This is a genomic window from Vreelandella salicampi, assembly GCF_013415105.1.
Lineage (GTDB): Bacteria > Pseudomonadota > Gammaproteobacteria > Pseudomonadales > Halomonadaceae > Vreelandella > Vreelandella salicampi.
In genome coordinates, this window is sequence record NZ_JACCDF010000011.1 from 136,745 (window position 1) to 161,512 (window position 24,768).

Consider the following 24,768-nt stretch of genomic DNA (forward strand, 5'->3'; position numbering starts at 1 on the left):
CGCTAACGACGCAACATAAGAGATATAAAGAGGCGAAACGTGACAGCTCTGTGGCGGTCTTAAGCCATAAAGATCGTCCACTTAAGCCCATGCTCAAGGAGATTGATTGACGATGAAGACACCCACGTCTTATCACCGCAACGACGCGCTGCTGGTTGTCGATATGCAAAACGACTTCTGTGAAGGCGGCGCACTTGCCATTGAGGGTGGCAACGCCTTGGTGCCCGACATCAACGCCGAAATCGACGCCGCTCGCAACGCGGGGGCCATGATTGTCGCCTCCCGCGACTGGCACCCGGTCGATCACATAAGCTTCGAACACCGCGGTGGCCCTTGGCCTGTTCACTGCGTACAAGATACCCCAGGGGCGGCCTTTCACCCTAAACTCGCCTTGCCTGATGAGGCGATTCGTATCAGCAAAGCCACGGCGTTCAATGCCGATGCGTATTCAGCGTTTGACGGCACGGGGCTGGGGGAATACCTACGCGAAAAAGGCGTAGAGCGCGTGGTGATTTGCGGGCTCGCGCTAGATGTCTGCGTTCACGCGACAGTACTGGCCGCCTGTCGCGAAGGCTTTAGCACGGTGCTGTTGGAATCGTTATCCGCAGCGGCTGATCCGGATGCTATCGACGCTTGCCGCCGTGAGATGCAGGATGCCGGTGCGGAGGTGCGCGCATGAGTGAGCGAGTAACGCCAAGCGTTGCCGACGACGAGCTGGCGCTGTTAACCGACCTCTACCAGCTGACGATGACTCAGGCCTATTGGAAAGAGTCACTGCACGAAACACCGTCTACGTTCAGCCTGTTTTTCCGTAAACTGCCCGCCTCACGGCGCTTTATCCTGGCTTGCGGGCAGCAGCACGCTGCGGCGCTGCTAAGCCAGCTGCGTTTTAACGATACCGCCATTAAGCGACTACAAGACACGCAAATGTTCGACGCTGGCTTTCTCGACTGGCTGGCGAATTGGCGTTTCGAGGGTGACATCTGGACGGTACCAGAAGGCACACCACTGTTCCCCAACGAACCCCTACTCGAAGTCGACGCACCGATTGGTCAAGCGCAGCTTCTTGAAAGCCTCGTGATGAACCTGGTGCAACTGGAAATCACCCTGACCACCAAAGCCGCTCGCATTACCTGGGCCGCAGGCGATCACCCCGTGGTGGATTTCGGTATGCGTCGCATGCACGGCATTGATGCCGCCGTTCGCGGCGTGCGCGCCTATAAAACCGCCGGGATACATGGCACCAGCAACGTGCTCGGCGGGCTGCGCCACGGCCTAGCCCTTAACGGCACCATGGCGCACAGCTATATTCTGGCCCACGACGACGAGCGTGACGCCTTCCGCGCCTTTGCCCGCCACTACCCCAATACCACACTGCTGATAGATACCTACGACACTTTAACCGGCGTTGAACGAGTGATTGATTTGCTGCGCGAAGAGCCATCCCTCACCGTCGGTGCGGTACGCCTGGATTCGGGCGATTTAGGTGATCTCGCCAAGCGCACCCGCACCCTTTTGGACGACGCGGGTTACCCTGCGATCAAGATCATCGCCAGCAGCGGCCTGGATGAGCACAGCATTACCGACCTTATCGCCAAAAAGGCGCCGATTGATGCTTTTGGTGTCGGCACGCACATGGGCGTCTCCGAAGATGCGCCGGTGCTCGATCTTTCCTACAAACTGGTCGAATATGCGGGTAAACCTCGGGTAAAATACTCGACCGGCAAAGTTAACCTTCCGTCACGCAAACAAGTGTATCGCCGCCGAAACGCCCAAGGGCACTATTGTGGCGATGTGATCGCCTTGCGAGATGAAACCGGCCTTGACGGTGAAGCGCTATTAACGCCCCTAGTGAAAGGCGGCGAATTGCAAACAGCAACATTTGCACAGGCAGAAAATGCCCCTGCCCGTGTACGTGAAGCCCTTCACCATTTTCCCTCTCACGTTACCGCCCTGGAAGAAGGTGAAAGCCGCTATGCGGTCGACCTTAGCCCCGCGCTTCGCGGCTTGGCATCGAACGTCTGATCGCGGCATTTGGGTTGCTAGGCAATCGCAAGCACGCTTACCGCGCCCCTTAGGAGAACTGCCTGCCATGCGAATTGCCCCCGTTTACGCTTTATGGATGCTAGCAGCGGCGGCTGGTGCTGACGCTAACGACGTTGACACCGCCTCACGCGCCGAGTTACAGCCGTTCGAGGCCGAGTATCGTCTGGAAGTCCGCGGCTGGCCCAGCGCCACGATTACCCACCGGCTCGTCGATGAAGGGCGCCACTGGTTAAGCGATATGAGTTTCTCCGTTGCCGTGGCGCGCGGCCAGGAGCGCAGCCGCTTTACCATCGACGATGGCGCCACTCACTCGCTGCATTACATCAGTAGCTACTCCCTGTTTGGGATTGGCAACAGCTACCAGCTTGACGAGGCTGACATTGCCTCGCTAGACCGTCAGGCGGCCATCATCGATCTCGCCCGCCGCGCCACGAGCGAAACCTGCACACCAAACGTGCCTTGCGACGTCAACTTTGTCGATCATCGCGGCCGTGATGAGTACTTTCAGTACTATTCGCTGCCGTTAACCTCAAACGAGCCGGAGCGTGTCGATGTCCCCGCTGGCACCTTTAACGCCCACTCGGTGGTCTTGCTCGACGTTGAAAAACCCGACCGTCAGATCCGCATCAGTTATCATGCGGACTATCCTGGGTTGATTCTTCAGGCGATTTACCAAAAAGACGGTAAACGCGACACCCAAATTACGCTTACCCAGCTGAGCACGCACGGAGGCAATTAAGGCTCATTATGTTTTCTGGTTTAATCATTGTGTTACTCCCGCTGGTGCTGGGGTACTTAGTCCCCGTGCGTCGGCCCCATTGGCAAACTTTGATCAACCATGCAGTGAATGGATCGGTTTATGTGATTTTGCTGCTGATGGGTGTCAGTCTTGCGGGGCTTGAGAACCTCACCAGCCAGCTTTCCAAATTGGGCGGCAATGCCCTGCTGCTGTTTAGCATTACCACACTGTTTAACCTAGTAGCGCTGTGGTGGTTGTCTCGCCGCGTAGCGCTAAAGGCAGGGGGCTCGCCGGTGGTCAAAGATGCACCGACCAGCAAGCTCGCCGCGATGCAAGGATCACTGCTGTTAGTCATCGTCGTGGCAGGGGGTGTCATATTGGGCCTTTTGGCCGGCCCACGTTTGGGAGAGGGGCTGTTCACAGCAGCAGACTTATTAGCCGAGTGGGCGCTATATTGTCTCTTGGCGCTGATCGGCTGTCAGCTGCGTAACTCCGGCATGCCTCTCAAACAGATTCTGCTCAACCGATTAGGGCTTGCTATCGCGATGACACTTGCAATTAGCTCGCTGCTGGCGGGTTTGCTAGCCGCCCCACTCCTCTCGCTGAGCTGGAACGAAGGGCTCGCCATGGCGGCGGGGTTTGGCTGGTACTCACTATCAGCGATTCTGATCGGCGACCACCTCGGCCCGCTGATGGGTGGGGTGGCATTTTTCAACGACCTAACCCGCGAGCTGTTGGCGTTTATTCTGATTCCGCTGGTCATTCACCGCCATGCAGCGCTGGCGATTGGCTACGGCGGCGCCACCTCCATGGATTTCACGCTGCCGGTCATTCAGCAACACGGCGGCGTGGCCTGCGTGCCCATCGCCGTGGTCAGCGGGTTTATCCTATCGCTGCTTTCGCCGCCGCTTATTTTGTTTTTTCTGTCTTTATCCGCTTAACGTGCTTTTGGGGTAGCGCTAAACGGCAATGCCCGCCTTGGCGGCTCGGGCGGCGTGGAGCTTTTTGTAGCTATCGATTAGGCGCTGGTGCCTCTCCAGCCCCTCTAATCCCATGCCGATAGGCTCCAGGCCGTAAAAGCGCTCGCTTCCCTCAACCGAGCCCACGACCGCTGCCATGGTGTTCTCACCAAACATGCGCTGGAAGTTGGGTAAGTAATCGGCTAGGTCGAGTTCATCATCGAGCACGATTTCCAACACCGCCTGCATCGCCTGGTAGAACAGCCCACGCTCGACGGTATTGTCGTTGTACTGCCGGAACATTTCGACGTATTCCAGGGCATCTTCATGGCGCTCAAGGGCCAGATAGATCAGAAGTTTCAGCTCCAGAATCGTGAGCTGGCCCCATACGGTGTTTTCGTCAAACTCGATGCCGATCAGCGTAATAATATCGCTATGTTCATCGACCTCGCTCTCTTCCAGCCGCGCGACGAGATGCTCAAGCTGGGCGTCATTTAAGCGATGCAGGTTGAGGATATCCTCGCGAAACGCCAGCGCTTTGTTGGTGTTGTCGATGATCAGGTCTTCCAGCGGGTACACCTCGGAGTAGCCCGGCACCAGAATCCGGCACACCGGCGCGCCGAGGTCTTCGTGCACTGCCATGTATACTTCAGCACCGAGTTCTTCAAAGATGCCGAACAGCGTTGCGGCTTCTTCTTCGTTCGTCCCTGAGAAGTCCCACTCACAGAAATCAAAATCGGCCTTGGCGCTGAAAAAGCGCCAGGACACCACGCCAACCGAATCGATAAAGTGCTCGACGAAGTTATTCGGCTCGGCGACCGTTTGTGAGTTAAAGGTCGGCTGAGGCAGATCGTTTAAGCCCTCGAAACTGCGGCCTTGCAGCAGCTCGGTTAAGCTGCGCTCGAGCGCGACCTCAAAGCTTGGATGGGCGCCGAAAGAAGCAAACACGCCGCCGGTGCGCGGGTTCATCAGCGTCACACACATCACCGGAAACTGCCCGCCCAAGGAGGCATCTTTGACCAGCACCGGGAAGCCCTGGGCTTCTAGCGCATCGATGCCTTCCCGTATCTGCGGATATTTGGCCAGCACCTCGCGCGGCACGTCGGGCAGCGTCATTTCCTGCTCGATGATTTCACGCTTCACCGCGCGCTCAAAAATCTCAGAAAGACACTGGACCTGCGCTTCCGCCAGCGTATTGCCCGCACTCATGCCGTTACTGAGAAACAGGTTCTCGATCAGGTTGGAGGGGAAGTAGACCGTCTTACCGTCGGATTGGCGCACATAAGGCAGCGAGACGATGCCGCGATCCGCGCGACCGGAGTTGGTATCGATCAAATGCGAGCCGCGGAGCTCGCCTTCGGGGTTGTAGATTTCGCGGCAATGCTCATCCAGAATTTCCGCAGGCAACTCATCATTGGGCCCCGGCTGAAACCATTCTTCAAAGGGATAATGAACGAAGGTGCTGCCCGCGATTTCCTCGCCGAAGAACTGGTCGTTATAAAAGAAATTGCAGCTCAGGCGTTCAATAAACTCGCCCAGCGCCGAGCACAGCGCGCTCTCTTTGGTGGCGCCTTTGCCGTTGGTGAAGCACATCGGCGAAGCCGCATCGCGAATGTGAAGTGACCACACGTGCGGCACGATATTGCGCCAGGAAGCGATTTCGATCTTCATCCCGAGATCGGCGAGCATCGCGCTCATGTTGGCGATGGTGTCCTCAAGCGGCAGGTCCTTGCCTTCGATATAGGTGCGCGAGCCACCGTCGGGCGCGGCCATCAGCAGCGCCTGGGCATCTTCGTCGATGTTTTCGACGGTTTCGATCTGAAATTCCGGCCCGGTCTGCACGACCTTTTTCACCGTGCAGCGGTCGATGGAGCGCAAAATGCCCTGACGGTCTTTATCGGAAAGGTCTTCGGGCAGCTCGACCTGGATTTTGAAAATCTGCTTGTAGCGATTTTCCGGGTCGACAATATTATTCTGCGATAAACGGATGTTCTCGGTGGGAATATCGCGGGCATTACAGTACACCTTCACAAAGTAGGCCGCGCACATGGCCGAAGACGCCAGAAAATAATCGAACGGACCAGGCGCTGAGCCATCGCCTTTGTAGCGAATTGGTTGGTCGGAGATAACCGCGAAATCGTCGAATTTAGCCTCCAGGCGGAGGTTATCGAGATAGTTGACTTTGATTTCCATGAGCGGGGCCTAGATAGGTAAAAAGAAGATGGCGCGCGTCCGCGCTCGTTGCGCGCCATTATCCAGTTTTTACCCCGCTGCGTCTTGGGTAACAACCCGCTTGTTAGTGAACGTGGGCGGTGGCCAGCTCAATCGCATCGCCTTGGCGGTTAAAGGCGACCATACGGCCGATATCGCCCATCTGCACGGCGCTGACCAAGTGCGAAAGCCGCGACTCGATCACGTCTTCGCTACCGGGATGATCCATCGCGGCGACTAGCGCAATATCCCAATCAACGCCGGTGGCTTGGGATTCTTCCGCCAGCGCGGCCATGTTATCGAGCTCCGTCGGGCACTTATCCACGCACAATACCGGCGTCAACACGCCGCCTTCGCCGTGCTCGACACTGTCGCGCTGCGCTTCTGTGGGGAAATCCGGCAGCTCCGCGCGGGTGAGCACAAACAACAGGCGCTGGGGCACGGGTTGAAGGCGCGCTTCTTGAATTAAATCGTCTAGGGTTGTCAGCATGATGGTCTCTAATAAATGAGATGCTCGGATATCAGCCCGAATAAAGCCTGGGTACCTTTGCTACTGCATCAAGGCGCCGCCGCTATCGTCATCAAGCGCCACGCCTTCAACGCCGATATCGGCTTCAAGCGCCAGCAAATAGTGGCGCAGGCCGCGCCGGGTTGCCTGCTCGTGCAGGCTGCGGCGCACTTGATCAGCTACGGCGCTATAAGGCAAACGTTGCCCTTCTTCGCGCGCGTCGACCATGACGAGGTGCCAGCCAAAACGCGAGGCGATGGGGCGCTCGTGCAGGCCTTGTGGCAGATGTTGCAGCGCGCGGTCAAGCTCGGCCACGGTCTGCCCCGGCGCTAGCCACCCAAGCTCACCGCCCTGCTCTTTTGACGGGCAGGCGGAGTAGCGCGCCGCGAACTCGGTCAGCCGCTCAGGATGCTGCGCTAGCGTTTCCAACAGTTTGACGCCTTGATGATACTGGGCGTCGCGGGCTTCGGCGTCGTCCGGCGCGGCGGCGAGAAGAATGTGACGCACCTTTACCCGCGTAGGTTCACAAAAACGCTCAGGGTGGCTGGCGTAGAAACGCTCGCAGTCATCTTCTGAGGGCTCGGGTACCGCAAGTTCCTGCTCTAACAACTCGGCAATTGCTTGATCATCAACGTCGGCACCTGCTTCAACAAGCCCGAGCATTACAGCGCGTTGGCGCAAAAGCTCCCGCACGACTAGCGCACGCGCCGCTTTAAGCTGGGCAGTCCCGGCGCTGTCCGCAGGGTGGTACTGCATCTCGTGAGCAATGTCGCTGTCTAAAATCTGCTGGTCACCCACGCTCACCGGTGGGGGCGTGGCCGCCCCCGGTAACTGTTCAATATCAATCATCTGCATGGCAACGACTCCTTAACCTCTACGGCGTACCAGTTGATAGCGGCGAGTCACGTAGCCAAACGGCACGCTCCACACGTGTACCAGACGGGTAAAGGGGAATAGCAGGATAATGGTCATCCCGAGGAAAATATGCAGTTTGAAGATCCAGGAAACGTCGGCCATGTAATCCGCCGCACCGCCGCTGAAGAAGATGATCGACTGCGCCCAGCTAGAGAGTGTCAGCATCATTTCGCCATCGAGGTGGCCGAGCGAGAAAACCACGGTGATCAGCCCCAGCGCTGCCTGCAACACAATGAGCGCCAAAATCAGCGTATCCATGCGGCTAGAGGAAGCCCGCACACGCGGATTGAAGATTCGCCGATGAAGCAGCATGGCGCCGCCTATCAAGCAGGCAACACCGGCGGCACCGCCAACGATGATGGCGATCAGCTGCTTGGTGCCCGCATGCAGAAACGGCGCATAGACCCAGTGAGGGGTCAGCATGCCGACCAGGTGGCCAAAGAAGATCACGATAATCCCGACGTGAAACAAATTGCTTGCCAGACGCATGTTCTTCGACGACAGCATCTGGCTAGAGCCGGTTTTCCAGGTGTACTGACCGTGGTCATAACGCAGCAGGCTGCCGAGCAAAAATACCGTGCCCGCCAGGTACGGGTAGTAACCATAAATCAAATGTTGCAGGTATTCGCTAAACATGACGGTTCTCCTTTAGCGATCGCTTAAGCCACGACCGGCGGGGTCGCTGCTCGGCATGATGTTGATGGGGTCGCTGGGTACGCTGTGCTTGCGTTCGGCAAGGCGGCGCCCTTCGGCGGACTGCAGGGCGCAGTCCTGGTCGGATTCAGCGGAAAAACGTACCGCTTCTTCTTCCCATACGGCATCCAGCGCTTCTGGCGTGTCGTCTGGCGCTTCGGTTTTCACCTCGTCGCGGTGCGTACCGACGTCGTCTTCAGCGCCGATCAATGCTAGCAGGGCGTAAGGGGCCAAGGCGTAATCCGCCTCGCGCTCCTCTAAGCGCGCCGTGAGCAGCGCCAAGATATGGCGAATCTCGCCCAACCAGCGCGCAATTTCCCCTTCTGGGCGCGTGGAGAGGTACTCCAAAAATAGCGGTAGGTAGTCGGGCAGTTCGCGTGCGTCTAGCTCAAACCCAGCGGCTTGGTACTCGTTCATCAAATCGACCATGGCTTGGCCGCGGTCGCGAGACTCACCGTGAACGTGCTCAAACAGCAAAAGCGACGTCGCACGCCCCTTATCAAACAGGGCGACGTATTCCGCTTCCAGCTCTAAAAGCTCGTTGTCGGCTAGATGCTGACACCATGCCATCAGTTTAGTGCGCAACGCTGGTTTCCAGCGTTTTTCCGCCTCGATGAGCTCAATCAGCTCGCCGGCGGCTTGTTGTAGCTCGGCCGTCGGATAGTCCAGCAAACGCGCCAACACACGTAGACTGAGCATTTCGTCGTGCGGCTCCGGCAGCCAGTTTTCGGCAGCGTTACCCATGACGTGCCTCCTCGCTTTGCGCCTGCGGATCAAAGCTCTCTACGGGCTGTACCAAGGTGGACGTGGTCGAGCGGCCGTTGAACAAACTCGACGAACTCTCGCCGTGGCAGCCATCGCCAAAACTGAAGCCGCAACCGCCGCGCTCGGGGAAGGCGTCAGTGGCCATTTCGCGGTGGCTCGTGGGAATTACGAAGCGGTCTTCGTAATTGGCAATCGCCAGATAACGGTACATCTCTTCGACCTGGGCTTGGGTCAAATCCACTTCGTCGAGCACTGCGGTATTGGCATGGCCTTCGACATGCTTGCCGCGCATGTAAAGCCGCATCGCCATCAGCCGCTTGAGCGCTAGCACGACGGGCGCTTCTTCGCCGGCGGTGAGCATATTGGCCAAATACTTCACCGGAATACGCAGCGATTCGATCTTGGGCATGACGCCGTCAAACTCGACCTTGCCGTCTTCAGCGGCGGATTGAATCGGCGACAGCGGCGGCACGTACCACACCATCGGCAGCGTGCGGTATTCCGGGTGCAGCGGCAGCGCTAAGCCCCAATCCATCGCCAGCTTGTAGACTGGCGATTCTTGCGCGGCCTTGATCACGTTATCGGTGATCCCGTCTTCCTTCGCCTGGGCGATCACGTCAGGGTCGTTGGGGTCGAGGAAGATGTCGCGCTGTCGGTGGTAAAGATCCTGCTCGCTGGGTGAGCTTGCCACTTCTTCAATGCGATCAGCATCGTAGAGCAGCACGCCGAGATAACGGATGCGGCCCACACAGGTTTCCGAGCAGATCGTCGGCTGGCCCGATTCGATGCGCGGGTAACAGAAGATACACTTCTCGGATTTGCCGCTTTTCCAGTTGTAATAGATCTTCTTGTACGGGCAGCCGGAGATACACATCCGCCAGCCGCGGCACTTGTCCTGGTCGATCAGCACGATGCCGTCTTCTTCGCGCTTGTAAATCGCGCCACTCGGGCAGCTCGCCACACAGGTTGGGTTCAAGCAGTGCTCGCACAAACGCGGCAGGTACATCATGAAGGTGTTTTCAAACTGGCCGTAAATATCGGCCTGTACCTTCTCGAAGTTCATGTCCTTGCGGCGCTTGGCAAACTCGGTACCCAGAATTTCTTCCCAGTTGGGTCCCCATTCGATCTTTTTCATCCGTTCGCCGGTGATCAGCGAGCGCGGACGCGCCACGGGCTGGTGCTCGCTTTGCTTAGCCGTGTGCAGGTGCTGATAATCGAAGGTGAACGGCTCGTAATAATCATCCACTTCGGGCAAATCCGGGTTGGCGAAAATATTCGCCAACACCCGCCACTTACCGCCGATGCGCGGCTCGATCTTGCCGTCTTTACGACGCATCCAGCCGCCTTTCCATTTAGCCTGGTTCTCCCATTCCTTGGGGTACCCGATGCCCGGCTTGGTCTCGACATTGTTAAACCAGGCGTACTCGACGCCTTCGCGACTGGTCCAGACGTTTTTGCACGTCACCGAACAGGTATGACAGCCGATGCACTTATCAAGATTGAGGACCATGCCTACTTGCGAGCGAATCTTCATTTGACTGCCTCCTGGACGTAATCGTTACCTTCGCCATCGAGCCAGTCGATGTGCTTCATCTTGCGCACCAGCACGAACTCATCGCGGTTGGAGCCCACAGTGCCGTAGTAGTTAAAGCTGTAGGCGAGTTGCGCATAGCCGCCGATCATGTGCGTCGGTTTAGGGCAAACGCGGGTGACAGAGTTGTGGATGCCGCCGCGTGTGCCGGTAATCTCGGAACCGGGCACATTCACCTGGCGCTCCTGGGCGTGGTACATCATCACCATGCCGTTCTTAATGCGTTGGCTCACCACCGCGCGGGCGGCGATCGAACCGTTGGCGTTATAAACCTCAATCCAATCGTTGTCCTCGATGCCGATGTCTGCGGCGTCGTCTTCAGAGAGCCACACCACCGGGCCACCACGATTGAGCGTCAGCATTAGCTGGTTGTCGGAGTAGGTTGAGTGAATGCCCCACTTCTGGTGCGGCGTCAGGAAGTTAAGCGCCTTGCTCTTGTAGCCGTTATCCGCCGGGAGCTGGAAATTCTCCGCCGCTTTGGTGTTAATCGGCGGGCGGTACACCAAAAGGCTCTCACCGAAGTCACGCATCCAGGCGTGGTCTTGATAAAGCTGCTGACGACCGCTCACCGTGCGCCACGGAATCAGCTCGTGGACGTTGGTGTAGCCGGCGTTGTAGGAAACGTGCTCGTCTTCCAGGCCAGACCACGTTGGGCTTGAGATAATTTTGCGCGGCTGCGCGACGATATCGCGAAAGCGAATTTTCTCGTCTTCTTTGGGGTGCGCAAGATGGGTGTGGTCTAGCCCGGTAATCTTGCCTAGCGCTCCCCACGCCTTCACCGCCACTTGGCCGTTGGTTTCCGGCGCGAGCGTTAATACGGTTTCGGCGGCGTCAATCGCGGACTCAATGCACGGGCGCCCTTTCGCCGACCCCTCAAGCTTGCGCTTATTGAGCTTGCCCAGAAGCTCAACTTCGGTATCGGTATTCCAGCTAATGCCTTTACCGCCGTTGCCGAGTTTCTCAAGCGCCGGACCGAGCGAGGTAAAGCGCTCGTAGGTTTCGGGATAGTTGCGCTGCACTTCCATCAGCGCTGGCATGGTTTTGCCGGGAATCGGGTCGCACTCGCCTTTTTTCCAGTCTTTAACGTCCACCTGAGAAAGCTCCCCAGGCGAGTCGTGCTGCATTGGCAACGTGACAAGGTCAGTCTCTTCGCCAAGATGGCCTACGCAGGCTTTTGAGAACGCTTTGGCGATGCCCTTGTAGATATCCCAGTCGCTGCGCGACTCCCACGCCGGGTCGGTGGCCGCGGTCAGCGGATGAATAAATGGGTGCATATCCGAGGTATTGAGGTCGTTCTTCTCGTACCACGTTGCCGTAGGCAGCACGATGTCCGAGTAAAGGCAGGTGGTCGACATGCGGAAGTCCAACGTCACTAGCAGATCAAGCTTGCCTTCCGGTGCCTCGTCATGCCACTTCACTTCTTCGGGCTTCTGGCCGCCGAAATCACCGAGGTCCTTACCTTGAATACCGTGACGTGTACCCAGCAGGTATTTGAGCATGTACTCGTGGCCCTTGCCGGAGCTGCCGAGCAAGTTGGAGCGCCAGATAAACATATTACGCGGGAAGTTCTGCGGGTTGTCGGGGTCTTCCGCGGCAAAGGCGAGCTCACCTTTTTTCAGCTGTTCAACGGCGTACTCTTTAGTGGCCATCCCTGCTGCTTTGGCCAATTCCGCGATGCGTAGCGGGTTAGTGCCCAATTGCGGTGCGGAGGGCAACCAGCCCATCCGTTCGGCGCGAACGTTGTAATCGATCAGGCTACCGGTATGGCGCGAAGTATCGGCGAGCGGCGAGAGAATTTCCTTGATCTCCAGCTTTTCGTAGCGCCACTGCGAAGAGTGATTATAGAAAAACGAAGTGGAGTTCATGTGCCGTGGCGGGCGCGTCCAATCGAGACCAAAGGCGAGCGGGAGCCAGCCGGTCTGCGGGCGCAGCTTCTCTTGGCCGACGTAGTGGGCCCAGCCGCCACCACTTTGACCGACACAGCCGCACATGATCAGCATGTTGATCAGGCCACGGTAGTTCATGTCCATGTGGTACCAGTGGTTCATCCCGGCACCGACGATGATCATGCTGCGTCCGTGGGTTTTATCGGCGTTATCGGCGAATTCACGCGCGATACGGGTCGCCTGCTCGGCGGAGACGCCGGTGATCTTTTCCTGCCAGGCGGGGGTATAGGGCTTGATCTGATCGTAAGCCGTCGCGCCGTCGTCTTCGCCTTCTTTGCCCAAGCCACGGTCAATGCCGTAGTTGGCACACATCAGATCGAATACGGTGACCGCCAACACATCGGTACCGTCGGCCTTTTTCATCCGTTTGGCGGGCAGGCAGTGGTAGAGGCGGTCGCCACTTGCGCCTTCGACGTGGTCAAAGTGCTCGTGCTCGATGCCACCGAAGTATGGGAACGCCACGCGGGCGACATCGTCGTGATGACCCACAAAGGTCAGCAACGGCTTGATTTCAGCCCCTTCTGCGTCGAGCGATTCCAGGTTCCACTTGCCCTGGTTGGCCTCTTCTTCATTCCAGCGGAAGCCAATCGAACCCCGCGGCACCACCAGCTGGTCGCGGGTTTCGTCCCAGGCCAGCGTTTTCCATTCGGGGTTGTTGTCTTGGCCTAGGTTGTCGGCGAAATCCGCCGCGCGCAGCTGACGGCCGGGCACCAAGGTGCCGTCTTCGCGCGTTTCCAGCTCGACCAGACACGGCATATCGGTGTAGCGACGCACATAGTCGGTAAAATAGGCGCTGGGATTCTCCAAGTGAAACTCTTTGAGAATCACATGTCCCATCGCCATGGCAAGCGCGGCATCGGTGCCCTGCTTAGCGCTCATCCATTCATCAGTGAGCTTGGAGACCTCGGCGTAATCCGGCGTGATCGATACCGTCTTGGTGCCTTTGTAACGCACCTCGGTAAAGAAGTGGGCATCCGGCGTGCGAGTCTGCGGCACGTTGGAACCCCAGGCGATGATATAGCCCGAGTTATACCAGTCAGCGGATTCGGGCACATCGGTCTGCTCACCCCAGGTCTGGGGGCTAGCCGGCGGAAGATCGCAGTACCAGTCGTAGAAACTCATACACACGCCGCCGATCAGCGACAAATAACGGCTGCCAGCGGCGTAGCTGACCATCGACATGGCCGGGATCGGCGAGAAGCCGATAATGCGGTCCGGGCCGTACTGCTTAGCGGTGTAAACGTTGGACGCGGCAATCAGCTCATTGAGCTCATCCCAATTGGCACGCACCAATCCGCCCATGCCACGGGCACGCTTGTACTCTTTGGTTTTCGTCGGGTCGCTAACGATGTACTCCCACGCGTCCACCGGGTCTTTTTTCAGCGCCAGCGCCTCGCGCCACAGTTTCAAAAGCGGCTTGCGAATCAACGGGTACTTCAAGCGGTTGGCGCTGTACATGTACCACGAGTAGCTGGCCCCCCGCGGGCAGCCGCGCGGCTCGTGGTTGGGGAGATCGGGGCGTGTACGCGGGTAATCGGTCTGCTGCGTTTCCCAGGTCACCAGGCCATTTTTGACGTAGATTTTCCAGCTGCACGAGCCAGTGCAATTCACGCCGTGGGTGGAACGCACGACTTTGTCGTGTTGCCAGCGGCGGCGGTAGCTATCTTCCCACTGGCGGTCCTCTTGGCGGACTTCGCCGTGCTCATTAGCAAAGGGCTCACGCGCTTTGCGGAAAAAATTTAGCCGGTCAATGAAATGACTCATGGTCGATCTCCAGGCTTTTCGAAGGAAAGCAATCGCCTGAAATACAGGCACCTTGGAAATCGATTCTGGGTGATTAAACATCCGATTTCTGCCCGGTTACCTCCATATAACCCCTCGCTACCTCTTAGGGGATAGTCTTTGCGACGGCCTTTGCCATAGCCGTTGAGAACGCGCTTACCAACTTCTGAAGATAGGAGCCGTTAAAGCCGGTTGCGTTTGATTCATATCATGCATTATTAGAGCATCTTTATTACTATACCCCGACCCCGACGAGTACACTCAGGTATTAGCATCAAAAGTGCTGAGATAACAGGCGCTGAGATAACAGGTACTAAGATAAAGGTGAAAAACATGAGCAACACCGCGCTAGCCCAACGTTTCCCGCTACTGCGCCTGGCCTTTCGGCCTTTCTTTCTACTGGGTGCGCTCTTTAGCGTGCTCGCGATGCTGGTTTGGCTCGCCTTCTGGCACGGCAACCTGTGGATCACACCCCACGGCGGCATGCTGTGGTGGCACCAGCACGAAATGCTGTTTGGTTTTGCCAGCGCCATCATCACCGGATTCCTGCTCACCGCCGTGCAGAACTGGACCGGACGACCAAGTCTTTCTGGTGGGCCGCTGTTGGGGCTTGTGGCTTTGTGGCTTACCGCTCGGTTACTGCTAACCTACGCCCCAATGCTGCCCGGCTGGCTTTTGCTGCTTGTGGACGTAGCCTTTTTACCGCTGGTCGCCTTCGCGATGGCCAAGCGCGTGGTGGCCGCGCGGATGTGGCGCAATCTGCTATTTGTGCCAGTGTTACTGCTGCTCGCCCTGGCGAACGCGACGATGCACTGGGGTGCCCTGCAAGGCGATGGGCTATTGATACGTGAAGCCGCGCACTTGGCGCTTTTTCTTATTACCACGCTGATGGTGCTGCTAGGCGGCCGGGTGATTCCGTTTTTCACTTCGCGCAAACTCGGGATTAAACCGCCGGAGCCTCACCGTGTTATTGAGTTTGCTAGCCTCGGCGCCATGGTAGCGGTGGTGCTTCTGCAAACGCTGATCACCCTGAGCGATGTGCGGGCGAACACCTTGCTGGCCGCACTTTTGCTCATTGCCGCCGGGGCAAACGCTTGGCGTTTGGTACGTTGGCAGGGTTGGTTAAGCTTTCGCGAGCCGCTTCTGTGGGGCTTGCATGTAAGCTATGCGTTTATTCCACTGGGGCTTTTGCTGTGGGCGTGGCAGCTTTTCGCCGGGCAACGGGTGGAAACCGCCCTTCATGCGCTGACAATTGGCAGCATAGGCACGATGATGCTGGCGATGATGTCACGCGTCTCACTAGGTCACACCGGGCGTGTGATCCGCACGCTGCCCGGTATCGGCATCGCACTGGCAGGACTTTTGGTCGCTGCCCTTTTGCGCTCGGTATGGCTCTTGGTGTTTCCGCAAACAAGCCATTGGGTGTATAGCGTGGTGATCCTTATTTGGTGCTTAAGCTATTTGGTCTTTGTGTTGCACTATAGCGTACCGCTACTCAGTGCCCGCCCGGATGGCAAAAACGGTTAGCAACGGGCAGCATCATTAACGTAGCGAACATCGAAGGAGATAGACGTGCCAGAACACTATTTAATGCTCAAACACCTGCATATCACAGCGGCTTACCTGAGCCTGCTTTTCTTTATCCTGCGCGCCTTTTGGTCGCTGCGGGAAGCGCCCATTTTGCAAGCACGCTGGGTCAAGATAGTGCCCCATGTCATCGACACTGCGCTTTTGACATTTGGCGTTTTGCTCGCCATTACGCTTAATTTCTGGCCGTTACCCGCATGGCTCAGTGCCAAAATCGCCGCGTTGGTCATCTATATCGTGCTCGGCACCGTAGCGATCAAACGCGGCAAAACACCCGCCATTCGCACTGGCTTTGCCTTCGCCGCCGTGGTGGTATTTGTGTATATGCTAGGCGCTGCGATTCAGCGTACGCCGCTCTCTTGGCTGGGATGATGGCCTCAAGCGTAGGAATACTCTGATAGATAGGGACGAGCGCCACGCTACTCACGGCGATGGCGCTCTTTTTCAGTGCAGTGGTTACGTTCGTTTTTGTTGCTAATTCCTTAACTACAAAGCCCTAGGGTTACGCCGCGTCTAGCGCCGCTTCGGGCCCAAAGTGCTCGAAGTGACGCTTGTCTGCTGGCACGCCCAAGCGCTCCAACCCTTGGTTTACCGCTGCCATAAAGCCGTGAGGCCCAACAAAGTAACAGCGCGCCTGTGACGGCACATAATCGGCTAGCAGCGACTGATTAATGCGCCCTTGATAGTCGCCGCTGTCATCCTGCTCATAAATAGTGATGCTATTGAGCTGTTGGGGATACGCCTTACGTAGGTCGGCAATCACTCCCGCAAAGGCATGATGCTCAGCGTCTAAAGCGGCGTGCAGGTACGTCACCCGGCGGCCTTGCTCAAGCGCTTGCTTGGCAATCGGCAGCAGCGGGGTTTGACCGACGCCGCCGCTAATCAACACAAGCGGTTCGTCATCACCGGCCAGTGTTAGCTCGCCCGCGGGCGGTAACAGTTCTAGCGTATCGCCAACATCCAGGCGGTCGTGGAAGTGGCGGCTCGCTACCCCGTGCGCCTCGCGCTTGATAGAAAGCCGATAAGCACGACCATTGGGCACATCGGAAAGGCTGTAGTGGCGATAAACCGGCTCACCGTCGATTTCAAGCTTCACCCCAATGTACTGGCCGGGCGCATGCGCCGCCACCGCGCCGCCGTCTTCCGGCTCTAGAATAAACGAGCGGATCACGTGGCTCTCTTGATGTGTTTCAGCGATGCGAAAACGCCGCGACCCGCGCCAGCCACCGACTTGCTGCTCAAAGGCGTTGTAGCGCTCGGCTTCCAGCTCGATCAGCAAATCCGCAAGCTCTTGGTACAGTGCACTCCAGGCGTCGGCCACCTCCGGCGTGACGGCATCACCGAGCACGTCGCCAATCGCGGCCATTAGGCACTCGCCAACAATCGGGTAGTGCTCTGGCTGAATGTCCAACGACACGTGCTTATTGACCACTGTTTCTAGCGTTTCGCGGGCCTGTTGCGGCGATTGACGCAGCTGCACGTAAGCCAGCACGGCCTTTGCCAACGCGCGCGGCTGGCCGCCGTTTTGCTGGTGCGTTGGGTTAAACAGCGGCACGACCTGCGGGTAGCGCGCAAACATTAGTGGGTAAAAACGCGCCGTGATGGTTTCTAAGTGCTCGGCCACGACAGGCGCGGTGGCTTCGATGATGTCTTCTTGTGCCGGTGAGAGCATAAATGCCTCTTAAAAGATTTATTTAAAATACATCTTTTAAGATATCAGCCTCGCATTCCTGCGTAAATACACCCCAGCAAAACATTTCTCCCCGCCGGTGAACGCCGTACAATGGGGACTTGCTTGAAGGACGCTCATCGCAACTATCCCGGTTGATGCATATACCCACGGTGCAAATCGACCGCTGTCATCGGGGCGTTGATATCACGCTATTACCGTGAGGAAAAATTAGACGACTAAAAAGCAAAGGGGTAGCGCTTTTCAGCTTTTTATACCTAAAAAGAAGTAATACACTTACTTCAATCATAGGGAATAAGCGCTAGCCTGACGGCCTATTACGTTTCCCCCTTCACTGACCGGGAGCCGCATGAACGTATTACGCCACTCTCTTGTTGCCCGGAGTATTGCTTACCTGATGGTCATCAGCACCATGGCAATCGCAAGTATTGGGCTGACCATGCTGATTGCCCAACGCAGCCAGGGCGATGCCGCTGCCATTAATGTCGCCGGTTCCCTACGCCTAAATAGTGCGCAAATTGCCGAGGCGCTGCAGCGCTCTCCTACTGATGAGCCCAATGAAGTGGCACAAGAGGTGAACCGTCTCGCTGAACGACTCACATCGCGCCTAGAAAGCTCCGTGCTGGAACAAGGAAATAACGATACGAGTAACGGCCAGCTGTCTGAGCAGCTCAGCGCGCTAAAAACGCAGTGGCATCAAACGCTCACTCCCACGTTAGAGGACGCCGTTAACGGTAACGAGCGCGACATTGAGCGGGCAAAGGCGGCCTTGAATGGCTTTATCGATGACATTGACCACTTTGTTTCCCTCCTTGAAGCCAACACCGAAGCTAAAATTCGTTTTTTAAGCGCTATGCAGGTGCTGTTTTTAGCCGTGATTGGCCTGCTTTTACTGGCGGCGCTTTATGACCTTCGACACAACCTCATCACACCGCTACGTCAACTGATGGTACTCAGCCGCGAGGCGGGGCAGCGCAATTTTCACTACCGCACAAATTTCACTAGCCGCGATGAGCTAGGTCAACTCGGTCGCACATTTGACCAAATGGCGTCCGAACTCAACGAAAGCTATAGCGAGCTAGAGGCGCGCATTTCGCACAAGCAAAAAGAACTCGCGCGTCACAATCGGGCCCTTCACATCATTCACAACGGCAGCCGCGCGTTATACGGCGGTGGCAACGACTTATGTGGCAGCGCAGCCCCTATGCTGCGTGAGCTCGAAGCACTATTTAACATCGGCCCCATGGTGTTATCGCTGAATAACGAACATGACGGCAGTGATATGGAAATCCTAGCGACCCATTCATCCGAGCGTCCGCTTTACTGCCGTGACTTAGACTGCTTTGCCTGCTTGGAAGACCCTCAATCCGCACTTGAGTTTTCTCACGAGCACCCTCCCCCCCGGAGCCGCAAAAGCGATGCGCAAACGCTGGTGCTGCCCGTCGCTGTCGGTGATTTAACGCTCGGCTATTTAACCATCGGCTACGCCACGCCGCCGAGTACGTCAACACGCCAGCTGCTAAATACGCTCGCCGACCATTTGGCCACGGCGATCTACTTACAGCAGCGTATCGAGGAACAGCAGCAGCTATCCCTCATTAAGGAGCGCACCATCATCGCCCGGGAGCTACACGACTCGCTGGCACAATCACTCTCTTACCTGAAAATGCAGGTCGCCCGGCTTGAGCGCATGCAGGAAAAACAGTTTCCCCTGGAGCAACAGCAAGGTGTCATCAACGATCTGCGTGAAGGCCTCAGCAGTGCCTACCGCCAACTTCGCGAGCTGCTAAGCACCTTTCGGCTCTCGCTGGATAAACCCGGATTGCAGCCAGCGTTGCAGCAAACCGTGGACGAGTTTAGCCAGCGATTGGGCTTTACGGTGGAGTTAACGTATCAGGTGCCGCCGCACTTACTTAGCGCTAACGAAGAAGTGCACCTACTCCAAATCGTCCGAGAAGCGCTGGCTAATACCCTGAAACACGCCCATGCTCACTGGGCCCAGGTTAGCTTCACCTTTCAGCAGGCGAACTTACATTTAGCCGTCGAGGATGACGGTATTGGCCTAGCTGATGATCAATCGCCGCCGATGCATTATGGCCTGATCATCATGCGCGACCGTGCGCGCAATATTAATGCCACACTCAATTTTAAAAACCGCTCTGAAGGCGGAACCGGGGTCTATCTCGTCTTTAACCCACAGACTGACCGACTCATCGAGGAAGGGAGCATCTAAGCATGTCCAGCACCGCCCACGATCACCCTGCGACCATCATGGTGATTGACGACCATCCGCTCTTACGCCGCGGTGTTCGCCAACTGTTAGAGATTGAAGACGACCTGACCCTGATTTTCGATACCGGCTCCCCCAAAGAAGGCATTGAGCAAGCGGTAGCATTAGATCCCGACATGCTTCTGCTAGACCTTAATATGCCCGACATGAACGGCCTTGAGGCGCTTAAACAGCTGCGCGATGGGGGCTACGCTGGGCGAATTATTATGTACACGGTATCGGATCAAGAAGATGACGTGGTGGATGCCCTGCGTGGCGGCGCGGATGGCTATTTGCTTAAGGATATGGAGCCGGAAGATATGGTTCATCAATTACGTCAGGCCGCCAAAGGGCGCATGGCCATTAGTGAAAACCTCACCGCTCTGCTTGCTGAAGCCCTGCGTAATCAACGCTCAGTGCCTTCTAAGCCGTCGATTGACGCCCTCACCCTGCGCGAGAAAGAAATCTTGCGCGAGCTAGCCGCCGGTATGTCCAATAAGTTGGTTGCACGAAAGCTTGATATCACCGAGGGCACCGTCAAAGTCCACGTGAAGCATCTGCTCAAAAAGCTCCATCTGCGCTCGCGAGTGGAAGCGGCCGTTTGGGCCGTACAGGAAGGCTTGGATAAATAGCCCGTCAGCCGGCTCTGAGTGGATACTCCTAAAGACTTGAGAGGACACAAACACCTGTTAGCACTTACCTCAATGTAAATACTTTTCCATTTAATATCAGATAGTTAATCAACAAGCCTTTATACCTATCAAGGAGTATATAGGCTTTTTTTCGGCTCGTTACCCCCCATTCCCCCCCTTCAAGCCAAGGCGTATCTTGCCGGTCAGGGCGGCATAACGCTGCATTCTCGTCCAAGGGGGTACGCCATGAGTAAAAAAAATGCCGATATTGAACGCTGGGATATCGAGGACCCCACGTTCTGGGAACAGGAAGGAAAACGGGTTGCGACGCGGAATCTGTGGATTTCTATTCCTAGCTTGCTGTTGGGATTTGCCGTCTGGCTGATGTGGGGCATGATCACCACGCAGATGCAGAACCTTGGCTTTTCTTTCAGCGTTGGTGAGCTATTCACGCTCACGGCACTGGCCGGTCTTTCTGGGGCAACGCTTCGCATCCCCGCGTCTTTCATGATCCGTATTGCCGGCGGGCGTAATACCATCTTCCTGACCACAGCGCTTTTGATGATTCCTGCTGCGGGCACCGGTTTCGCGCTGATGAACCCGAATACGCCGCTGTGGATCTTCCAAGCACTGGCGCTGTTATCCGGCATTGGCGGGGGTAACTTTGCTGCCTCCATGAGCAACATCTCTAACTTCTATCCCAAAAAGCAGCAGGGGTATGCCCTGGGCATGAACGCGGGTCTGGGTAACTTCGGCGTTACCACCATGCAGATTTTGATTCCGCTGGTGATGACAGTGGGTATCTTTGGCGCTATTGCCGGCGGCCCGATGGCGCTTGAAAGCTCAAGCGGCACTTTAATTGGCCGTATCGAAGCAGGCACCGATACTTGGATTCAGAACGCGGGGTTCATCTGGTTGGTGTTTCTGATTCCGCTGGCCTTCGCCGGCTGGTTCGGTATGAATAACCTGCGGCCCATCACGCCCGACCCGGGCACACCCGCGCAGGCTTTCGGCAAGATTCTCGGCCTCTACGCTGTCGGCGCCGTCACCAGCGTCATCGGCATGCTGGCGCTAGTGTGGCTGAACATGTGGATAGCGCTGCCCCTGACCATCGTCTTAACCGTGGTATTGCTTCGGCTCATTCCCGGAGACATCAAGCCCAACATCAAAAAGCAGTTTGAAATTTTTTCTAACCAGCACACTTGGTCCATGACCGTGCTCTACATTGCTACCTTCGGCTCTTTCATCGGTTTTTCTGCGGCCCTGCCGCTGTCCATCAATGTCATCTTCGGCGGTATGATGGAAATGGGCGCTGACGGCGCCATGACACGCATCGACAACCCCGACGGACCCAGTGCCTTGACGTGGGCTTGGATGGGTCCGTTTGTCGGTGCGCTGATTCGTCCAGTAGGGGGCTGGATCTCCGACCGGATGGGTGGTGCCATCGTCACCCAGGCAATCTCGGTAGTGATGGTGGCGGCCTCCGCGGCCGTGGGTTATGTGATGATGCTGGCCTATAACTCTACCGACCCGAATAGCTACTTTGCCCTCTTTCTGATCTTGTTCATTGTGTTGTTCGCTGCCAGCGGTATTGGGAACGGGTCCACCTTCCGCAGTATCGGCGTCATCTTTAATGCGCAGCAGAAAGGTCCAGTGCTGGGATGGACCTCGGCGGTGGCCGCTTACGGCGCTTTTATCGCACCGCGCGTTATGGGCGAGCAAATTCAAGCCGGTACGCCAGAACTTGCCATGTACGGCTTTTCCATCTTCTACGCGCTATGCCTGGTGGTTAACTGGTGGTTCTACCTGCGCAAAAACGCTTACGTGAAGAATCCTTGAATCGTTCGTCGAGTGGCGCCCATGGTCGGCGCCCCTCTGTTATCCGTTTGCGAGGTCACCGATGAAAATCATGCTTGCTTATGACGGTTCTCGAAACGCCAAACTGGCACTCGATGAAACCATGAAGATGTTCCGCTGCAACACGCCCTCTCTGATCCTGGTGGGCGTGGTGGAGAACCCGCGCGATTCTACGGATGCCAATGAGGACCTCTTCAAGGAGGAATACGAGGAGCTCAAAGGGCATTTGAAAGAAGGCGTCGAGACTGCCGTTAAGGAAGGGTTCGAAGCCGAGCTTATGATCGCCGAGGGTGATGCGCGCAAGCTGCTGCTACAGGCTACCCACAAGCAAAAGCCTGACCTGCTGGTCATTGCCCGACACAGCCACGAGCCCGACCCAAGCTTTATCGCCAAATCACTCAACGCCATCTTCGACGAATTTGATTACATGACTTTCGGTAGCGTCAGCTCCTTTCTTACCCGCCGGGCCGAATGCCCATTGCTGATTCTCCCCACAGGCGACACTGGAAACAAGGAATAGACGACTATGAAAGCCTCTGCCGTGTTCAAGGTGAAAAACCCGGAGATCAGGGCCCTGCACCTGACCTGGATCGCCTTTTTTATCACCTTCTATGTCTGGTTCAACATGGCGCCGCTGGCATCGAGCATGCTCAAAAGCGTCAACTGGCTAACCCAGGACGACATCAAGCTATTCGCCATCTGTAACGTAGCGCTGACCATTCCGGCGCGCATCATCGTGGGGATGGCCCTAGATCGCTTCGGCCCCCGCCGGGTGTTCTCGGTGCTGATGGTGACGATGTCGGTTCCGGCGCTGGTGTTCGCCTTCGGCGACACGATGGCGCAGCTTCTCATCTCGCGTCTGGTGCTGAGTTCCATCGGCGCAAGCTTCGTGGTCGGTATCCACATGACCGCGCTGTGGTTCAAACCTCGGGATATCGGCTTTGCCGAAGGCTTCTATGCTGGCTGGGGCAACTTCGGTTCCGCCGCTGCGGCCATGACCCTGCCTACCATCGCCATCACTATGTATGGCGGTGAAGACGGCTGGCGCTGGGCCATTGCTCAAAGCGCCATCGTCATGGCGGCCTACGGTGTCTACTACTGGTTCGGCATCACCGACGGTCCGGATCCCAAGGCACACCGCAAGCCACGCAAGGCCGCCGCGATGGAGGTAAGTTCCTGGGCCGACATGGTCAAACTGATCCTCTGGACGATTCCGCTGGTCGGTGTGCTCGGCATCCTTGTCTGGCGCATTCAAAACATGGGCTACCTTTCCACCACGGGTGCGATCATTGCTTACTTGGTGATTGTCGCGGTAGTTATCTATCAGATCATCCAGATCTTGCGGGTCAACATCCCCATTCTCAAGGAGGGCGTCCCCGAGGACGACAAGTATCCCTTTAGCAGCGTGGCGGCACTTAACAGCACCTACTTCGCCAACTTCGGTGCTGAGCTTGCCGTGGTCTCGATGCTGCCCATGTTCTTTGAGCAAACCTGGGGGCTCAGTGCTGCAATGGCTGGGGTGATCGCGGCCTCCTTCGCCTTTGTCAATCTGGTGGCGCGCCCCATGGGCGGCATGGTGTCGGATCGCATGGGTAACCGACGCTTTGTCATGCTCAGCTACATGTTCGGCATCGGCATCGGCTTTCTCTTGATGGCCATGCTCAATTCGAACTGGCCCTTGATCGTGGCCGTGGCTATCACCATTTTTACGTCCTTTTTCGTGCAGGGCGCGGAAGGCGCGACTTTCGGCATCATTCCCTCCATCAAGCGCCGCATCACCGGCCAGATTTCGGGCATGGCCGGCGCTTATGGTAATGTGGGGGCAGTGGTCTACTTGACCATTTTCACCTTCGTCACGCCAACTCAGTTCTTTTACATCATCGCCACCGGTGCTTTCCTAAGCTGGCTGATCTGCTTTCTCTGGCTCAAGGAGCCGGAAGGTGGCTTTGCTGAGGAGTACCACGTCTCCTCTGTTGACCGCATGATAGAGGAACAAGCGAACCTTAAAGCGCAGCACTCAGGCAAGAGTTGAGAGCTTAAGTGACGGTATTCGCTATACAATACGTTAAGGGCAGATTGTTTCAATCTGCCCTTTTTTGTGGGTCTCGGTTAACCCAGAGCGCGAATCCGCCAAACACTGCCACCCTGGTGGATTGGATAGCATTGATTGGCGCCATGACTGAAGTTAATCATCAAGATTGCCTGGGTTGGACGGCGTTGATTTGGGCCGCAAAACAGAATGATATAGACAGTGTCCGCAAGCTTCTAAAGCATGACGCAGATCCCTATCAAAGCGATCATGCAGGGCGCACGGCGATTCAATGGGCTGCTGCACCAACGACTACTCTATCTTTTGCAGAGTCAAATCTGACGAAGATCACCCTAAAAGATAGACTAATTCCATAATAAGAAATTTTATTGAAGCGCTTGATAGCTTCAGCAAATAAATTATTAATGCGCAAAAAAAATCCCCCCGGGCATAAGCCCGGGGGGATTTTTCGGATAAGTGCCTGACGATGACCTACTCTCGCATGGGGAGACCCCACACTACCATCGGCGCTGAGCGGTTTCACTACTG

At 56.7% G+C, this 24,768-nt stretch carries 21 protein-coding genes; 12 read left to right on the plus strand and 9 right to left on the minus strand.

The annotated features are described in order from the left end of the window. Positions 1-112: 112 nt before the first annotated feature. The 4 genes from HZS81_RS12960 to HZS81_RS12975 all read left to right on the plus strand — a co-directional run bounded on the left by HZS81_RS12960 (position 113) and on the right by HZS81_RS12975 (position 3,726). Positions 113-679 (plus strand): isochorismatase family protein, encoded by a 567-nt coding sequence (locus HZS81_RS12960; protein ID WP_179930986.1) that lies wholly within the window; start codon positions 113-115, stop codon positions 677-679. Then, positions 676-2,025, plus strand: coding sequence for a nicotinate phosphoribosyltransferase (locus tag HZS81_RS12965; protein ID WP_179930987.1), 1,350 nt, complete (start codon positions 676-678; stop codon positions 2,023-2,025). The genes HZS81_RS12960 and HZS81_RS12965 overlap by 4 nt, the downstream gene beginning before the upstream one ends. 67 nt (positions 2,026-2,092) lie before the next feature. Then, positions 2,093-2,785 carry a hypothetical protein gene (locus HZS81_RS12970; protein ID WP_179930988.1) on the plus strand — a complete coding sequence of 231 codons (693 nt, stop codon included), beginning with the start codon at positions 2,093-2,095 and terminating at the stop codon, positions 2,783-2,785. Between the two features lie 8 nt (positions 2,786-2,793). After that, a complete protein-coding gene (locus HZS81_RS12975; protein ID WP_179930989.1) occupies positions 2,794-3,726 on the plus strand; it encodes a LysO family transporter in 933 nt (310 codons plus the stop codon). Between the two features lie 18 nt (positions 3,727-3,744). On the opposite strand, the gene HZS81_RS12980 is transcribed toward HZS81_RS12975, so the two are convergent. The 7 genes from HZS81_RS12980 to HZS81_RS13010 all read right to left on the minus strand — a co-directional run bounded on the left by HZS81_RS12980 (position 3,745) and on the right by HZS81_RS13010 (position 14,137). Continuing rightward, positions 3,745-5,937, minus strand: coding sequence for an OsmC domain/YcaO domain-containing protein (locus HZS81_RS12980; RefSeq protein WP_179930990.1), 2,193 nt, complete (start codon positions 5,935-5,937; stop codon positions 3,745-3,747). 103 nt (positions 5,938-6,040) lie between these two features. After that, the gene (locus HZS81_RS12985) at positions 6,041-6,445 is read right to left on the minus strand and encodes a ribonucleotide reductase subunit alpha (RefSeq protein WP_179930991.1); all 405 of its coding nucleotides are present in this window, start codon (positions 6,443-6,445) and stop codon (positions 6,041-6,043) included. A 60-nt stretch (positions 6,446-6,505) separates the two neighbouring features. Next, positions 6,506-7,318, minus strand: a complete 813-nt coding sequence (locus HZS81_RS12990) for a peptidylprolyl isomerase (RefSeq protein WP_179930992.1) — start codon at positions 7,316-7,318, stop codon at positions 6,506-6,508. A gap of 12 nt (positions 7,319-7,330) precedes the next feature. Continuing rightward, entirely contained in the window at positions 7,331-8,014 is a 684-nt protein-coding gene (narI, locus tag HZS81_RS12995) for a respiratory nitrate reductase subunit gamma (RefSeq protein WP_179930993.1), read from the minus strand. Between the two features lie 12 nt (positions 8,015-8,026). After that, a complete protein-coding gene (gene narJ / locus HZS81_RS13000) occupies positions 8,027-8,815 on the minus strand; it encodes a nitrate reductase molybdenum cofactor assembly chaperone (RefSeq protein WP_179930994.1) in 789 nt (262 codons plus the stop codon). Continuing rightward, positions 8,808-10,370, minus strand: a complete 1,563-nt coding sequence (gene narH, locus HZS81_RS13005) for a nitrate reductase subunit beta (RefSeq protein ID WP_179930995.1) — start codon at positions 10,368-10,370, stop codon at positions 8,808-8,810. The genes narJ and narH overlap by 8 nt, the downstream gene beginning before the upstream one ends. After that, complete coding sequence (locus HZS81_RS13010) at positions 10,367-14,137, minus strand: nitrate reductase subunit alpha (protein ID WP_179930996.1); 3,771 nt, start codon at positions 14,135-14,137, stop codon at positions 10,367-10,369. Before HZS81_RS13010 ends, narH begins: the two co-directional genes overlap by 4 nt. A gap of 351 nt (positions 14,138-14,488) precedes the next feature. Between HZS81_RS13010 and HZS81_RS13015 the strand changes: the two genes are divergently transcribed. Together HZS81_RS13015 and HZS81_RS13020 are read left to right on the plus strand one after the other, a co-directional pair. Further along, complete coding sequence (locus tag HZS81_RS13015) at positions 14,489-15,682, plus strand: NnrS family protein (protein WP_179930997.1); 1,194 nt, start codon at positions 14,489-14,491, stop codon at positions 15,680-15,682. A 45-nt stretch (positions 15,683-15,727) separates the two neighbouring features. Then, positions 15,728-16,114, plus strand: coding sequence for a SirB2 family protein (locus HZS81_RS13020; RefSeq protein WP_338401862.1), 387 nt, complete (start codon positions 15,728-15,730; stop codon positions 16,112-16,114). Positions 16,115-16,244: 130 nt separating this feature from the next. Here the strand turns inward: HZS81_RS13020 and hmpA are convergent, their stop codons facing one another. Further along, positions 16,245-17,414, minus strand: coding sequence for an NO-inducible flavohemoprotein (gene hmpA, locus HZS81_RS13025; RefSeq protein ID WP_179930998.1), 1,170 nt, complete (start codon positions 17,412-17,414; stop codon positions 16,245-16,247). Positions 17,415-17,781: 367 nt separating this feature from the next. Between hmpA and HZS81_RS13030 the strand changes: the two genes are divergently transcribed. From HZS81_RS13030 to HZS81_RS18300, 6 genes are all read left to right on the plus strand, one after another. Continuing rightward, complete coding sequence (locus HZS81_RS13030; RefSeq protein ID WP_179930999.1) at positions 17,782-19,665, plus strand: histidine kinase; 1,884 nt, start codon at positions 17,782-17,784, stop codon at positions 19,663-19,665. Positions 19,666-19,667: 2 nt separating this feature from the next. Beyond that, entirely contained in the window at positions 19,668-20,333 is a 666-nt protein-coding gene (gene narL / locus HZS81_RS13035) for a two-component system response regulator NarL (protein ID WP_179931000.1), read from the plus strand. Positions 20,334-20,579: 246 nt separating this feature from the next. Then, entirely contained in the window at positions 20,580-22,172 is a 1,593-nt protein-coding gene (locus tag HZS81_RS13040) for an MFS transporter (protein WP_179931001.1), read from the plus strand. Between the two features lie 61 nt (positions 22,173-22,233). Continuing rightward, positions 22,234-22,710, plus strand: a complete 477-nt coding sequence (locus HZS81_RS13045) for a universal stress protein (protein WP_179931002.1) — start codon at positions 22,234-22,236, stop codon at positions 22,708-22,710. A gap of 6 nt (positions 22,711-22,716) precedes the next feature. Further along, positions 22,717-24,222 carry an MFS transporter gene (locus HZS81_RS13050; protein ID WP_179931003.1) on the plus strand — a complete coding sequence of 502 codons (1,506 nt, stop codon included), beginning with the start codon at positions 22,717-22,719 and terminating at the stop codon, positions 24,220-24,222. A gap of 143 nt (positions 24,223-24,365) precedes the next feature. Further along, entirely contained in the window at positions 24,366-24,596 is a 231-nt protein-coding gene (locus HZS81_RS18300; protein ID WP_179931004.1) for an ankyrin repeat domain-containing protein, read from the plus strand. On the opposite strand, the gene HZS81_RS17980 is transcribed toward HZS81_RS18300, so the two are convergent. Then, positions 24,509-24,768, minus strand: a 260-nt coding sequence (locus HZS81_RS17980) for a hypothetical protein (RefSeq protein WP_206679556.1), incomplete at its 5' end; no start/stop codon positions are given. The genes HZS81_RS18300 and HZS81_RS17980 overlap by 88 nt on opposite strands.